Origin of the sequence: Mariniphaga anaerophila, from assembly GCF_900129025.1 — a bacterium.
Taxonomy (GTDB): Bacteria; Bacteroidota; Bacteroidia; order Bacteroidales; family Prolixibacteraceae; genus Mariniphaga; species Mariniphaga anaerophila.
The window spans coordinates 46,951-62,224 of sequence record NZ_FQUM01000003.1 but is presented as its reverse complement, the minus strand read 5'-3'; the positions used below and the strand labels follow the sequence as shown (position 1 = coordinate 62,224).

The following is a 15,274-nucleotide window of genomic DNA, read 5'->3' as shown; positions in this document are numbered from 1 at the left end:
ACTAAAAAACTGTGCTTTTCTTAAACGTTTATTGGTGCTAATTTGTGTGCTTTTTCCTCCGCTCCGGTTGTCCTTTTGTGGCCTTATAATTTTTTGCTGAGGTTGGTAATTTTATTTTAGTCGAAACACCTTTTTGTAGGTCGCCCTTTTATTGTCTGTTGGGAAAAATATTCCATACATTTGCCTGAAAATTTAGAAAGATGGAATACACTCCGCTTCATCGTTATTTTATTTTTAACGGGGAAATAGAATCAAACAAGAATTTCAGGGTGTTTGAAAAAAAAGGAGGAGTTTACGAAGTTCTCCGTGTAGTGGCCGGAGTTCCGCTATTTTTGGAAGATCACCTGGAACGGTTTTTTATCTCGGCATCAATTGCCCAAAAATCAATTCGGTTTTCAAAAGTACAGATTTCCGCATTTTTATACCGGCTGATTGAGCAAAATAAGGTGGATGAAGGAAACATTTTGCTGGCTTGTAAAACAAACTTGGTGGCGTTTTTTATTCCGCATAAATACCCCGAAAAACAACTTTACGAAACCGGAATAACGTGCGATGTGTTAAAAGCAGAACGCGAAAATCCCAATGCAAAAGTTTTTCAGACAACTGTAAGGCAGCAGGCTAACGAATTGATTGAGCAGCGCGGATTGTACGAAGTGTTGCTGGTAGATCACCAGAATTGCATAACCGAAGGCAGCCGGAGCAATGTTTTTTTTGTGAAGGGAAATTGTTTGATTACTCCTCCCGGAAACGGCGTGTTGCTTGGCATTACCCGCCAAAAGACCATCGCACTTGCAAAAAACGAACACATTCCGTTTTATGAACAGGATATCCGGCGGGATGATTTGCCTGAATTTCAGGCGGCATTTATTACCGGCACCTCACCGAATATCCTGCCCATTGCACAAGTTGGCGACCGGAAGTTTGATTTGCAGAACCCAATCGTCCTGCAACTTCGCAATAGTTACGACAAACTTGTTTTGGAATACATTTCGAAGAAGAAAAAACTCCCGGAATAGCTGAATCGTTTTACAACCTGTCCGTTAATATTTCTTCTACCTGGTTGTAGTCGATGTCTGCATTTTCTCCCAGTTTACTTCCCCGGGTTTTAAACCGTTCTTTAATTTTCTGAATGGTTTCAGCGGGCACGTCGTATTCCGGCAAAGTACACGGAACGCCGAGCGATTTGAAAAACGCTACTGTTTTATCGATGGTTTTGTCAATGCGCTCATCGTCGGTTCCCTGGTTAATTCCCCAAATCCGTTCGCCATATTGCAGTATTTTATCTTTTTTGTTATGGCGTTTAATATTCATCATTCCCGGCAAAACAATGGCCAGAGTTCTAGCGTGGTCAATTCCGTGAAAAGCGGTAAGCTCGTGCCCAATCATGTGCGTTGCCCAGTCGGAAGGCACGCCAAGCGCAATCAACCCGTTTAGTGCCATGGTGGCGCTCCACATAAAGTTAGCCGCCGAATCGTAATCATTTCGGTTTGCAAGTACTTTCGGTCCTTCTTCAATCAGTGTGTGAAGAATTCCTTCAGCAAATCGATCCTGCAACGGCGAGTTTACCGGGTAAGTAAGGTATTGTTCCATAACATGAACAAATGCATCAACAACACCGTTGGCAACCTGCCTGTCCGGTAACGAGAACACACATTCGGGGTCGAGTACCGAAAATTGCGGCATTACCAGCGGAGAGCCAAATGCCAGTTTTTCCTGTGTTGAAACACGGGAAACAACAGAGTTCCAGTTCATTTCCGAACCGGTGGCCGGCAGCGTAAGAACAGCGCCCAGTGGAATTGCGGCTTTTGGTTCAATCACAAATCGCTGGGTGAAAAAATCCCACGGATCTTCTCCTTCGTACAAAGCGCCTGCAGCAATAAATTTAGTGGCATCAATTACTGAACCGCCACCCACCGAAAGCAGAAAGTCGATGTTGTTCGCTTTTACCACTTCCATTGCTTTTATGCAGGTTTCGTAATGCGGGTTGGCTTCAATTCCACCAAATTCGAATAACTCAAAATTTTTCAGCGCATTTTTAACCTGGTCGTAAACACCGTTTCTTTTAATGCTTCCTCCGCCGTAAATCATTAAAACCCGCGAGTTTTCAGGGATTTCGCCGGCAACTTTTGGGATGGTGCCTTTCCCGAATATAATTTTAACCGGATTTTTGTATTCAAAATTTTTCATGCTATCATTTTTTTAATGGTTTTGATTCCAGCAAAAAGACAAATTTCCTTTTATTTTGTTTGAAATTGTAAATGTATTTTAAAATGCTTTTAAAGTCAAATTCGACAGAACAAAAGACCGACTTTGCAGAAACAATGGCGGAGTTGAGCGACGGGCAATTGATTGATGTGTTGAAAAAGCGAAATCATTACCAGGAGGTTGCCGCAAATCAGGCCATTTCCGAAGCCATAAAAAGGGGAATTATTCATTCTGAAGAGGATTTGCTTGCTCCCGAATACAGGGAAACGAAATTAAAGCGCCAGCTTTTTCCGGTGATCGAAAACGAGAAAGTCAGGAATAAAATCAGAAAAAGCATTGCGCGCGGTTTTTTCCTGGCCGGTTCCATTCCGGGTGTTTTGGGGGCAGTGCGTTTAGGCAGGGGAAATCTGGAAGAGGGAATTCCGCTTGTGGCTTTTGCCGTTGTCTGGATGGCAGTTTCGGTGTGGATGTTCAGGGGATTTTCGCGCGTTGCACATGCAATTTTGACGGGCATGTCGGTTCTGGCGTTTGTTTTCGCCATAAAAATGCTGCTTGTTTTACCCGGTTATTCACTAATGGACAAGTTTGTTGTTGTGGTTTTATTTGTGCTGATTGCATACGGTCTGATGTATGCAAGAAAGTTAAATCGTTAGTGTTTCCCTGTTTTTATCCTGAATAATGGGCCATTTATCGAATTTCTACTCAGGTTTTGGCAATAACTCCATAAATTTGTTCTGAAATGATTTTCAGTTAAAAACTCAGAAAAGATGAAACAAAAAACGCTAAAAGTATCCGGCCTTTCTTTAATGCTTGTGTTAATGTTCTGCTGTTTCTTCCCGGGAAAAACGGTGGCACAAAGCAGTAATTCCTATTCCAGAACATACGATATTGATGAGTTTTCGGAACTATTTCTGGAGGGCGCTTTTGGGGTTGAGCTTATTCAGGGTAAAAAAAGTGCTTTGGAAGTTAAAACTTCCGATGAGCGCGCTTTTGATTATCTGACAGTAACTAACCGTGGCGATTTGCTTCATTTGCATGTAGATCGTCGTTTTTTCGATTTTAGCAAGGTAACTCTTTTTGTAACATTCGAGGATCTTTCGAGGTTGCGTATTTTGGGAGGAATAAGGCTCGAAACACGTGGATTTCTTGATTTGGATGATTTGGACATGTTGCTTGAAGGCGGTGCAAAAGTGAAGCTGAAATTAAAGGGAGATCACATTAGTGTTGACAACAGGGGAGGAGTGCTGTGCGAAATCAGCGGAGTGGCCAAATCGTTGAATGTGAGGCTGGCTGGTGCCGGGCACGTAAATGCGGGCGATCTGCAGGCGCGCGACGTAACTTTCAGAATTGAAGGAGTTGGAACCGGCCTGGTTCATGCTACCAAAACACTTGACGCGACGATTAAGGGTGCAGGGAAAATCAGATTCCGAGGAACCCCGGCAGTGACCCAAAGTATTGAAGGCCTGGGCTCGGTTGAGCGTCAATAAAATATAGGATGTTTCAAACAAAAAGAGGCCGTCCCTTTTGAGACAGCCTCTTTTTGTTTGAATTAGCCAGCGAACTCCTGTGTTTACTGAAATCGCTGTTTTGTAATATTTTCCATTTCCGGGTTATCCAAAAGCAATATCCGTTTGTTGTTGTCAAATTTGGAAAAGCCGCGATCGAAAATTTTAAAATTGTCAGGGATACGTGCTTTTTTCTTAGCCAGAATTTGTGTTCCCGTAATATCTTCAATGGCTGTTTTTAGAAGAACCTCGTTTTTGTCACCCAGCGGAATTCCATCCGTGAGGTTGTCGTCAACAAGAATGTCGGGCGCAAAACCATCTTTAAAATCGGTTACTCCCTCTGCGTTGGCAAAGCGCAAAATAATTGGCTGGATTCCCCAGTTGTCAAAATCTTCGTAATCGGCAGTGGTGTCATAATAGCCGTTCCCGTTGTCGTCCTTCAGAAAATATTCAGGTTTGAATGTGTTTGAAGCTGCATATTTCCCGTAAGTAGTGTCTCCAACCGTGGTAATTTCCATGTAAGGTTTCAGCCCTGTAATGGTAAGCTCCGAAGCCGAAGCCGTTCCCGGTCCGGTAAGTATGTGCATTTTATCCAGTCCCAGTTTTACACTGGCTGATTTTGTGAAGTTTACTTCCAACTGGTCGGTAATTTTTTTATACTCCCAGTAACTCTGGTATTTATCGTTCCACTGAAAAGTAACCAGCGTCTCTTCGTTGCTAACCGTGTTTGCCGGAGCAACCGAACTGCATAAATACTGTGCAGCATCTATTCCGCCACCGGGATTATAACGCAGGTCGATTACCAGATCGGTTATTTGTTGGTCTTTAAAGTATTGAAACGCGTTGTCGAGGCTTCCGTTAAAATTGGAAATGTATTGTGCGTAAAGTAAATATCCGATTTTGTGCCCGTCCTGCTCAATAACGTTAGTAATAATAACCGGATCCAGATTTAATGTTCTTGCGGTCATACTTACCGGAGTAGGATTAACCGAAATTTCTTCTCCCGACTCAGAAAGAGTGCCTTTATGAACAGAAAGAGAGCTGGCATAAATTAAATCGGTGTAATTGTCGTCGGTAATGTTTTCTTCGTTTAATAAAACGATAAAATCGCCGCGTTGAAACCCGGCTTCAGATGCGGGAGTGTTGGGATATACAAATTCTACCACCGCAAAAATATCTTTCGTGTCCGAAAACCGCCCGAAAGCCAGCGAGTAGCCAAATGTGGTTTCTACTCCCTCAAAACTGTTTTCCAGCGCCACAATGTCGTCGGTAATAAACGACCATTTGTCGTCTTTGTACAACAGTTTATCGAAGTACTCTTTGGAATCGGTTTCGTAACGAATGTCAATGTCGGGCAGCTCGGCGTACCAGAGGTAAATATCTTCCATTACAAATTGTATAAAGTCATTTACTTTCTGGGTCAGCTCCGAAGCCTCTTCTTTGTCGGGATTCGGGGTTGGCAGTGGCGCATCTTTACAACTTCCCAATGTAATAAGCACTGCAACCAGCGCTCCCAAAATGTGTTTAAAAATGGATGTCTTCATTAATTTAATGTGATTAAAATTGTTAGTTTTCTTTTGTATCACATGGAAGTCGCACCTAAATCATGTCCTTTTGTGCGAGATTTTTCCATGCGACTTTCATCTGTATAAAATTTTTTGATCTCTGAATGTTCAAAAAATTTGAAGACATCCAGGAACTCACATAAATTTCAATCATTTTTTTTGTGAATTTTGAATGAAGAAAATTCATGCTCGTTTCATAATTTTAAAAACGCAAAATTAATTTTTTCGTTGTTCCGGCACTTCCTTCTCTTTCGGATATGCAATTCGAACGTGATAAATATTAATTAATTTATCTAATAACGTTTTTTTTATGATTGTAATATCCCGGAATGTTAAATCTGATTGATCCAATTGTTTATCCCTGATTTTTTTGTCAATCATGGTTTCAATAAGTTCCTTCAGATTTTCCATTGTTTTTTCTTTCAGACTACGCGATGCTGCTTCTATTCCGTCGATAATCATTACCGTGGCAGCTTCTTTTGTGTGGGGAAGCGGGCCGGGGTAAATAAACGGTTGTGCATCTATTTTTTCGTTGGGATTTTCTTCCTGGTGTTTCAGGTAAAAATATTGTGCCTTGGTTGTTCCGTGGTGAGTGGCAATAAACTCTACCAGCGATTCGGGCAGTTTGTGCTTGTGCGCCATTTTAACACCATTCTTTACATGGTCAATAATTATTTCGGCGCTTTTCAGGTAATTCAGCCTGTCGTGCGGATTGATTCCCATAGCCTGGTTTTCGATGAAAAATTCGGGCCGGGCCACCTTGCCAATGTCGTGGTAAAGCGCGCCTGCACGCACTAAAAACGGATTGCCACCAATTTTCAGAATAACCTCTTCAGCCAGGTTTGCTATTTGCATCGAATGCTGAAACGTACCGGGAGCCTCTTCTGCCAGTTTTCGCAGCAGCGGCTGGTTGGTGTCAGACAGTTCAATAAGGGTAACATCGGAAACAAATCCGAATATTTTTTCGAAAACATAAACCAGCGGGTAAACCAGTAAAATGAGCATGCTGCTCAATGCAAACCAGCGCATGGTTTTGTAGTCGATGTAGAGAAGCGAACCTTCATAAATCAACTCAAGTGCAATGTAAACTACCGAGTAGGTCAGCAATACCCAGATTGCCGCCATAATCAGGTGTCCGCGGCGGTGCATTTTGTTCAGACTGAAAACCGCAACCACACCTGCTGTTACCTGTAGCAGAACAAATTCGTAACTGTTTGGCGCATAAAATCCGGTGAGAATGGTAGCAATAATAAGCGTGAAAATTGCGGTGCGCGAATCGAAAAATGTGCGCACGGCAATGGGAAAAATAACAAAAGGTACCAGGTATATGTGCAGGTTGGGAAATGAGTTAATTAAAAGAGTGAGGGAAACCATCGTTACCAAAAACAACAGCAAAAACGAAAGTTTTCGGAACTGGTTTAGAATATCGAAACGGTAGAAAAATAAAAAAGTAAACAGCAGTACCATGAGCACGATTATGAGGATGCCTTTGCCGAAGGAAACCATGTAACGGTTAATTCCTTTGCCCCGTTCCGATTCATAGCTGGCTTTCAACGATTCCAAAATCTGAAACTTTTCGCTGTTTACAATTTCGCCCTGCAGAATTATTCTTTCTCCGGTTTGAACCATGCCTTGTGTTGGAGAGATGTTGCGGGTAATTTCCTCCCGTTCTTTTTGTGTTGTGGCTCCGTCGTATTCCAGGTTGGAAACAATGTATTTTTCAGGTTGAAGCCCCGAGAGAAATTTTGCCTGTTGCGGATGTTTTCGAATCAGCTCATTTATTTTGTTATGTAAAGCATTGTAAGCCGATTTTTCAGCATACACATTTTCGATCCGGGTTTTTGCAACCAGGTTTCCGGTACGTTTTTTCAGTTCCGCTTTCCCCGAAAGCTCTTTGTAGGAGTCAGCCGAGCGGAGAAGAATTCCTGCCGTGTAAATATTGCGGAGCTCAAGTTCCAGCTCCGTCAGCGTTGCATCGTGGCGGGAAGAGTCGGCCATTAAATACCAGTCGGCCTGCAGTTGTTGTACTTTTGTCCGGGCCAGGGTGGTGTCAAACGTAAAGTACGGGATAACAGTCCCCAGCAATTCCGCTTTTTCCTGCTCCATTTCTCCTGTCGATTTCAGAATGGCAAAATCGAACGGTGCCACCAGGTTTTCATGATTCCACGGAAATCCTTTCTGGTATTCGTATTGAAATTTTTGTTCTCCCGGCATAATCAGAAAAAGCAGTACTGCTGTTCCCAAAAAAGCAAAAATCCAGTAAAACGTACGGGAATATTTTTTAAGGTTGGTAAAAAACTTATTCATTGTTTTTCGTTTTATATTTGTCCGGTAATTTTTTCTAACCGGAGATCGTTTACAAAAATCAGAAATAAAAATTTATCCTCTTCAACACGCACTGTTTTTTTTATAGATTTGTGTTGAATCGCACAGTTGGTGCGAAATATATATTTTTTCGAAATAAAATTAAGTAATTTATTGAATGGACTACGGTATTTCCGGCTTAAGCCTTATTCCCGTTAGGAAAGAACCTTCCGAAAAAAGCGAAATGGTAACCCAGGTGCTTTTTGGGGAGCATTTCGAAATTTTTGAGGAAATGGTGGGGTGGAGCCATGTGAGAATGGCCTGGGACGGCTACGAAGGCTGGATTGACAGCAAAATGATTACTCCGTTGAATGCACGTGCATTTAACCGGATTGAAAAAAGGCCTTTTGCCGTTACGGGCGACATAATTAGTTTGATTCCCGTAAACGAAGAACAGAATCTCACGCTGGTAGCCGGAAGCACGTTGCCGGTCTGGCGCCCATACCTGAAAGAGTTTTCTATTGAAAAAGAAAAATACAAAGCCGGTGGCGAAGTTTTTTACGGAGACCGGAAAGATCCCCGGAAAGTGGTGATTACACAAGCCTTAAAATATTTTAATGCTCCGTATTTGTGGGGAGGACGTTCTCCTTTCGGTATCGATTGCAGCGGCTTTTCGCAGGTAATTTATAAAATGATTGGAATGCCTATTCCCAGGGATGCCAGCGAACAGGTGAAACTGGGAACAGCACTGAGCTTTGTAGATGAGGCAGAACCGGGTGATTTGGCTTTTTTCGACGACGAAGAAGGAAACATTGTTCATGTGGGGATCATCTGGAAACGGAACAAAATAATTCATGCTTCGGGGAAAGTACGCATCGACAATGTCGATCAATTTGGAATTTTTAGCGTGGATTTGAAACGTTATACCCACAAAATGCGTGTAATGAAGAAAATAATCGGAGTAAATGAAACAAGTTGAATTGCTCATATATATTCTCATTCTCGTGGCTGTAGTTTTCCTGATTGTAAAACACTGGAAAACCGGGCGTAAAAATTGAATTCCGGTTTTGCATTTATAATTAATGTTTTATGTATAGTTACAAATATCCGCGGCCGGCATTAACGGTAGATGCTTTGGTTTATGTTAAAGAAGAAAGTGACATTTTTGTTCTACTTATTCAGCGTGGAATTGAACCATTTAAAGGAATGTGGGCACTGCCCGGCGGATTTGTAAATATGGACGAACTGTTGGAAACGGCCTGCAAAAGGGAACTGGAAGAAGAAACCGGCCTGCAGGTGAAAAAAATGGATCAGTTTAAAGCGTTCGATGCCATTAACCGCGACCCGCGGCACCGCACCATTTCAGTGGTGTTTTCGGTGCAGCTACCCGAAAAAACGGACGTGAAAGGCGGCGACGATGCAGCCAGCGCAAAATGGTTTTCTGTAAATAATCTGCCGGAGATGGCTTTCGACCACCGGAAAATTTTGGAGGAATATTTTTAAGCCAAAAATGGTTTTTATAATTTGCGTAGTGCCAAGGAAAGGTTTATGCGTTGTATTACGTGCTGTAGGTGCGTAATTCTACGCTTTTTTTGTATATATTGCCGCCGTAAATAAAAAACGAGAAATACAACCCCTTTTTTACCGGAAACCCATGCGCACAGCACCCTGAGAAACCATATTGTTTTAGAATTAGCTGAATAGCTTTAATGCTATCAATTTTATTAACTCTTCAACTAAAAAATCAAAATTTTAAAAAATGAAAAATCAGAAAAAGTACTTTTTAATTGCCTGCTTGTGTATTATTCTTTTGTTTCTTCAACACCCCTATTTAAAGGCACAGGAAATTGATTTAAAGAACGACAAATTAAAATATGAAATAGCAATTGATTTGCAAAATTTCTTCTCCGAGGGCTATCCTGAAAAGGTGTTGTTCAAAATTAATAACATTAAAGAAAACCAAATTAAAGGCGCTTACCGTTTGGGAATTGGTGCGTCGTATTGGATTGATAAATATAAAATTACCCAGGATAATGAAAATTATAATTTAACAGCGAAAAAACAACAAACCAATTTTTCGCTGTCATTCGGGTACGAATTTCAAAATCAGCTTGATAGGGCCGTTTTTTATTATGGCGCTGATTTAGGTGCATTCGTTGGAATTACAGATGACATGGATTATCCACATGTTGCCGAATATTACAACCTGTTTTTTGTCCCTTTCGCCGGGGTAAAGATTTTTATTACCAATAGTTTATCGGTTGCTTTTGAAGCTGGGATAAAAAATTTTTACTGGTGGAATAAAGAAGAGGGTGGTGATGTAAATCCTGACAATCGCCAATATCATAGCTATTATATATCTAAACTCGAATTACCTTATAGTTTAACCTTTAATTTTAATTTCTAATGAAAACACAAATTGTCATTACAATTCTTATTGTATTTTCGTTTCTTCAACAATCTCGATCATATGCACAAGAAAGTGTTAATCCAGGTAAAAATTATAATTTCGAAGTAGCACTTGATATTATGCCGTTTTTTAAAGAGTCTGCTGTTTGGGATGCAAATTTCAAATACTTTAACTATAAAAACAATCAATTAAAAGGAGCGTATCGTTTGGGTGTTAATTTTAGTTATCTGACTGTTCCTGAAACTGAGGGAATTAATAAGAGCTACCACTCCAGCAACGGTTTAACCCTGGGGTACGAACATTATGTGAATGTAAAAGAATCTAAATTTTATGTTGGGGTGGATCTGTCCGGTTATTTGACCAATCAAAAACACAAGCCCATCGATGTTAATGATCGTAGAATAGCAAATTATATGATAACTCCTTTTGTAGGCATTAGAAAGCAAATAATAGACTGCCTTGCCATTTCTTTTGAAGCAGGGTGGAATAACTCATTTATGTTTGACAAGCTTTGGAAAACAGGAAAACCAAGCTATGAAGCAACTGAGTCTTTTTCTTATCAATCATCTATTGATATTCCATATTCATTAACAATAAATTACAGGTTTTAAAAATCGAAAAAATGAAAAACCAGAAAAAGTACTTTTTAATTGCATGCTTGTGTATTGTGCTTCTATTTGGTTTTCGCCCTATTTTAAAGACGCAGGTAATAGATTAAAGAAACCACAACCCGAAATATTAGATACTCAGGATGATTGACCCGGGGGTGAAAAAATTTTACCGGTGAAATAAATAAGAGGGTGGTGAGGTAAAACCTGAAAATCGTCAATGTTGTGACTATTACATATCTACGTTCGGTTTAATTTTGAAAAAAGATTGCAGGATAAACAATTATGGTTATTTTTGATAGTATCATATGATAGTATCAAAAAGATCGGGCATGAAACCACCATACGAAATAACAGGTAAAGTTTTAAGCTTAATTGCTTCTGTTTCAGAAAAAATAGGAGAAGTAAATGCTGTTCATTTAAATAAACCACCGACAGAATTAAGAAAAAGAAATCGGATTAAAACAATTCAGTCGTCACTGGAAATTGAAGGAAATACCTTGACGGTGGAGCAAATTACAGACTTGCTTGAGAACAAAAGAATTCTTGCTCCCAAGAAAGACATCCTGGAAGTTAAAAATGCAATTAAGGTTTATAATCAACTTGATAAATTTAAAGTCTACGAACTAAAGTCGTTGTGCAAGGCGCATGAAATTTTAATGGCGGATTTGATAGAAAATCCGGGAAAACTTCGAACCGGATCGGTTGGAATTGTAAAGGGCAGTAACATTGCTCACATTGCACCGCCCGGAGAGATGGTTTATTCGTTAATGACTGATTTGTTTGAATACCTTAAAAACGACGATGATTTGGTTCTATTAAAAAGTTGTGTCTTCCATTACGAATTTGAGTTTATTCATCCGTTCATTGACGGAAATGGTAGAATGGGACGACTTTGGCAAACTATGATTTTAAAAGAATACTCTCCTGTTTTCGAATTTCTTCCAATTGAAAGTTTGGTGAAATCCAGGCAACAAGAGTATTATAACGTTCTGGGAAAATCAGACGAACAAGGGAGTTCGACTCTATTTGTAGAATTTATGCTTGACATAATAAAAGATGCGCTGGAAGATTTATTAAGAGTTCAGAATATTAATCTGACCAGCAACGACAGGATTATGAATTTTAAACAAATCATTGGGATAAAAGAGTTTTCCAGACAAGACTATTTGCGAGCATTTAAAAACATATCACAGGCTACCGCAAGCAGAGACTTAAAAGTTGCCGTCGACAATGATATTATCGAAAAGTATGGAGATAAACGAACAGCAAAATATAAATACAAATGAAAAAACGAACAGAACAAGACATCACAGGCGTTGGTTTTTGCGGTGTGTCTGTTTTGCTCAGAATCCCGGCCGACAGAATGAAGATGACCGCTTGGATTACCTTATAGTTTAACCTTCAACTTTAGTTTCTAATGAAAACACGAAAGATGCCATCGTTTTCCGCAAAAAAGGATGGCATCCTTTTTTTATAAATTCATTGATCTTGAGCGTCTAAAATATTCAGGCAGTTCGGTCCTTCGTTAAATAGTAAATCGAGGATGCTGAGGTTGGGCACAAAACCAAACTTTTCGCTAAACACCTGGGTGTAGGGTTGCGGCACAAATTGCGGGTCGGGTTCTGATTTGTGCTTTTTGGGCGAAATTGCATCGCGTAGGTTTGTGGTATTGTCGGGCACCTGCTCAAAATTTTCGGTTAAATGCAGGTTGGGTGTAAACTCCAGAGCCTCGCAAAGTGTTTCCAGAATTTCCTGGTTGAAGTCGAACAGAAAATTCCACGGCTTTTCAAAAAACGGATAAATGTCGTCTTTGTAATATTCAAAAAACGGCGAAGAGTTGTACGCCGAAAAAATGGTTCGCCAGTGGTTGCGTTGCCATTCTGTGTCGTAGGAAATGCGCAGATCTCTGATTTTTATTTTCCTGCCACGCCCTTTTACCACGGGCACAACAAGCGAAATAATTCCGTTGGCCCCAAGTATCTCGTAACGGTTGCGGTAGGTTTGTTTGATGAAATTCTCACATTGTTCCAGGTAAATGTTTTCAAACTGAACCAATTTGGAAAAATACTGAGCCGACGGGAAACACGCCGTGCTGAGCAGAACTGTTTTACTTGAAGGCATTTTTATTCTTTAAAAAATCCGGATTCGTCTGTGTCATTTATTTCCAACTCAATTCCTTCAGGTCCCGGTTTTTTTTGTTCTTCCTGCGCACCAAGCTTTTCTTCCAGTTTCTTTTCTGATTTTACCACCTGTTTATAATCGCGTTTTAGTTTCCATACTCGCGGATAAAAATATACAGTGGCAACAATGTATCCCAGCAGCACGCAACAAAGTATAAGCAATACCAGCGGAACATTGGGAATTTCCCAGAAAAAGAAACTGATACTTATTTCAAACGAATTTTGTAACGTAAAAATGACCAGTAAAATGGCAAGTATTAAGAGAATGATGATTCCTGCGCTCATATTATTCAATTTTATTCGAAGATAAAAAAAGGACAACAGAAAACTGTCATCCTTTTCTGAAAAAGTTTTTATGTGTTACCGGATAAACTGGAACATTCTTCTGAACCTGATTTTTCCCGGCAGCGATCTGTCTTTGTCAAGCGACAACCAAATGAAACTGGCTTTCCCAACAACGTGGTCTTCCGGAACAAATCCCCACATCCGCGAGTCGGCTGAATTGTGGCGGTTATCTCCCATCATCCAGTAATAATTCATTTTAAAGGTGTAGCTGGTAGCAACCTCGCCATTTATGTAAATGGTATTGTCTTTTACTTCGAGGGTGTTGTTTTCGTAAACGTGGATAATTCGTTTGTAAAGCGGCAGGTTGTTAACCGTTATTTCTACTGTTTTTCCTTTGGCGGGAATGGTCAGCGGTCCGAAATTGTCAACGTTCCAGGGGAAGTTTTTGTCACTCGGAAAAACCATTGAATCCCATTCTCCGGGTTCTTCTTCAATTTTTTCGACCGAAACCACATTGGCAAATTCTTTCAGCTTTTCTGCACTGGTATCGGTAAGCGGAAACATGTACTGCCCGCTGGAAAATACGGTGCGGTCGTCTTCTGCAATATGCAACCTGTCTAAAGCCTTCGGATTAATTGATGTACCGTTGGTTTTAACCACATAATTGTGCTGCATTCCTTCAAAATGATATTGCGGTTTTTCGTTTACAAAAACCTGCCCTCTTTTAATTTCTATTACGTCTCCCGGAATGCCGATGCATCGTTTGATGTAGTTTTCGCGTTTATCCACAGGGCGGGCAACAATTTTGCCAAAATTACGCGGATCTTCCCAAACGCGATCGCGTCCGTAGCTTCTTACAAGCTGGTAGTAGCTCTGGTTTTGCAACGAAAGCGCTACGGTATCTCCCTCCGGAAAATGGAAAACCACAACATCGTTGTTTTTTATTTTGCCAAACCCTTTTAATCGTTTGTAAGGATTTTTAATCCACTCTACATACGATTTGGTAGTGCGGGTAAGTGGCATGGTGTTGTGAACAAACGGGAACGAAAGCGGTGTGTTAGGCGTTTTTGGCCCGTATGCCACTTTACTTACAAACAGATAGTCGCCCACCAGCAACGATTTTTCCATTGAAGAAGTAGGAATAGTGTACGCTTCAATAAAAAACATCCGGATAAACGTGGCTGCAATCACCGCAAAGATGATGGCATCCACCCATTCCACAAACTTGGTTTGTTGTCCGCCCTTAGGGTTTTTCTTTTTCCAAAAAGCCCAGTGTACTTTTTCTGTAATGTAAATATCGAAAATAACTGCCAGCCCGATTAGCCACCAGAAGTTACCCAGCCAGATTACCCAAAGGGTGTAAAGTGCACCAACTGTGATGAATTTGAACCACTTGTTGGTAAGAATTTCTTTTATCATTCGTTGGTATAATTAAATTTTTAACATGTCTTTCATGGTAAGGATTCCTTTTTTGCCCAGGCTGTACTCGGCAGCCAGAACTGCGCCCAGAGCAAATCCTTTTCGGCTTTTGGCGCTGTGTGTAATTTCGATGTAATCTACGTCCGAGTCGTATTTTATGGTGTGAATGCCGGGTACTTCGCCTTCGCGAATCGACTTAATCGGAAGTTGTTTTTCGGTTGCTTCGCCGGCGTGTGCCCATCCGGTAACCGGAGGCAAAATGTCAATTAAATCTTCTGCAAGGCTTATTGCTGTACCACTTGGTGCATCGAGCTTGTGGGTGTGGTGCACCTCGGTCATTTCAGCTTTGTATTCGGGGTGCGATGCCATTATGTCGGCCAGTTTTCTGTTCAATTCGAAAAACAGGTTAACGCCCACTGAAAAATTGCTGCCGTAAAAAAAAGTACCGTTTGTTTCTTTACATTTTTGGTGAACTTCCTCCTGGCGCGACAGCCAGCCGGTGGTTCCGCTAACAACCGGAATTCCGGCTTCGAAACACATCATGTAGTGCTCCACTGCGGTGCCCGGAATGGTGAACTCAATGGCAACATCACATTTTTTGAGGTTTTCAGAAGTTAAATCATTCTGGTTATTTATATCGATGATAAGTTCAATTTTGTGGCCGCGGGAAACTGCTATTTTTTCAATTTCTTTTCCCATCTTCCCGTAACCTATCAGTGCTAACTTCATGCTAATTTTTCTTTTCAATTAAAAAATAAGTGACAAAGATAATAGATTAGACAAATGTAAG

General features: G+C 40.7%; 15 protein-coding genes. 8 read left to right on the top strand and 7 right to left on the bottom strand.

What is annotated here, in order from left to right:
- The first annotated feature begins 200 nt into the window (after positions 1-200).
- On the top strand, positions 201-1,016 hold the full coding sequence (locus BUB08_RS06340; RefSeq protein ID WP_083570619.1) for an aminotransferase class IV: 816 nt from the start codon (positions 201-203) through the stop codon (positions 1,014-1,016).
- A 10-nt stretch (positions 1,017-1,026) separates the two neighbouring features.
- Here BUB08_RS06340 and BUB08_RS06335 read toward each other — a convergent pair whose 3' ends face one another.
- Positions 1,027-2,187 carry an iron-containing alcohol dehydrogenase gene (locus tag BUB08_RS06335; protein WP_073000018.1) on the bottom strand — a complete coding sequence of 387 codons (1,161 nt, stop codon included), beginning with the start codon at positions 2,185-2,187 and terminating at the stop codon, positions 1,027-1,029.
- Positions 2,188-2,270: 83 nt separating this feature from the next.
- Between BUB08_RS06335 and BUB08_RS06330 the strand changes: the two genes are divergently transcribed.
- Positions 2,271-2,858, top strand: a complete 588-nt coding sequence (locus BUB08_RS06330; protein WP_139249631.1) for a hypothetical protein — start codon at positions 2,271-2,273, stop codon at positions 2,856-2,858.
- A 114-nt stretch (positions 2,859-2,972) separates the two neighbouring features.
- Positions 2,973-3,692, top strand: a complete 720-nt coding sequence (locus BUB08_RS06325; protein WP_073000014.1) for a head GIN domain-containing protein — start codon at positions 2,973-2,975, stop codon at positions 3,690-3,692.
- 83 nt (positions 3,693-3,775) lie between these two features.
- On the opposite strand, the gene BUB08_RS06320 is transcribed toward BUB08_RS06325, so the two are convergent.
- Together BUB08_RS06320 and BUB08_RS06315 are read right to left on the bottom strand one after the other, a co-directional pair.
- Positions 3,776-5,254, bottom strand: a complete 1,479-nt coding sequence (locus BUB08_RS06320) for a S41 family peptidase (protein WP_073000012.1) — start codon at positions 5,252-5,254, stop codon at positions 3,776-3,778.
- A 237-nt stretch (positions 5,255-5,491) separates the two neighbouring features.
- Positions 5,492-7,582 carry an HD family phosphohydrolase gene (locus BUB08_RS06315; protein WP_073000010.1) on the bottom strand — a complete coding sequence of 697 codons (2,091 nt, stop codon included), beginning with the start codon at positions 7,580-7,582 and terminating at the stop codon, positions 5,492-5,494.
- Between the two features lie 175 nt (positions 7,583-7,757).
- On the opposite strand from BUB08_RS06315, the gene BUB08_RS20720 reads away from it, so the two are divergent.
- The 5 genes from BUB08_RS20720 (at position 7,758) to BUB08_RS06290 (ending at position 11,886) form a co-directional block, all read left to right on the top strand.
- Positions 7,758-8,558, top strand: coding sequence for a C40 family peptidase (locus BUB08_RS20720; RefSeq protein ID WP_073000008.1), 801 nt, complete (start codon positions 7,758-7,760; stop codon positions 8,556-8,558).
- A gap of 110 nt (positions 8,559-8,668) precedes the next feature.
- Positions 8,669-9,082, top strand: coding sequence for an NUDIX domain-containing protein (locus BUB08_RS06305; protein WP_073000006.1), 414 nt, complete (start codon positions 8,669-8,671; stop codon positions 9,080-9,082).
- Positions 9,083-9,338: 256 nt separating this feature from the next.
- Positions 9,339-9,986, top strand: coding sequence for a hypothetical protein (locus BUB08_RS06300; protein ID WP_073000004.1), 648 nt, complete (start codon positions 9,339-9,341; stop codon positions 9,984-9,986).
- Positions 9,986-10,600 (top strand): hypothetical protein, encoded by a 615-nt coding sequence (locus tag BUB08_RS06295; RefSeq protein ID WP_073000003.1) that lies wholly within the window; start codon positions 9,986-9,988, stop codon positions 10,598-10,600. The genes BUB08_RS06300 and BUB08_RS06295 overlap by 1 nt, the downstream gene beginning before the upstream one ends.
- A 329-nt stretch (positions 10,601-10,929) precedes the next feature.
- The gene (locus tag BUB08_RS06290) at positions 10,930-11,886 is read left to right on the top strand and encodes a Fic family protein (RefSeq protein WP_175549963.1); all 957 of its coding nucleotides are present in this window, start codon (positions 10,930-10,932) and stop codon (positions 11,884-11,886) included.
- 193 nt (positions 11,887-12,079) lie between these two features.
- Here BUB08_RS06290 and BUB08_RS06285 read toward each other — a convergent pair whose 3' ends face one another.
- The 4 genes from BUB08_RS06285 to dapB form a co-directional block, all read right to left on the bottom strand.
- Positions 12,080-12,721, bottom strand: coding sequence for a WbqC family protein (locus BUB08_RS06285; RefSeq protein ID WP_072999999.1), 642 nt, complete (start codon positions 12,719-12,721; stop codon positions 12,080-12,082).
- 2 nt (positions 12,722-12,723) lie between these two features.
- Entirely contained in the window at positions 12,724-13,065 is a 342-nt protein-coding gene (locus BUB08_RS06280; RefSeq protein WP_072999997.1) for a lipopolysaccharide assembly protein LapA domain-containing protein, read from the bottom strand.
- Positions 13,066-13,140: 75 nt separating this feature from the next.
- Complete coding sequence (lepB, locus tag BUB08_RS06275) at positions 13,141-14,484, bottom strand: signal peptidase I (RefSeq protein ID WP_072999995.1); 1,344 nt, start codon at positions 14,482-14,484, stop codon at positions 13,141-13,143.
- Between the two features lie 12 nt (positions 14,485-14,496).
- On the bottom strand, positions 14,497-15,213 hold the full coding sequence (dapB, locus tag BUB08_RS06270) for a 4-hydroxy-tetrahydrodipicolinate reductase (RefSeq protein WP_072999993.1): 717 nt from the start codon (positions 15,211-15,213) through the stop codon (positions 14,497-14,499).
- Between the last annotated feature and the right edge of the window lie 61 nt (positions 15,214-15,274).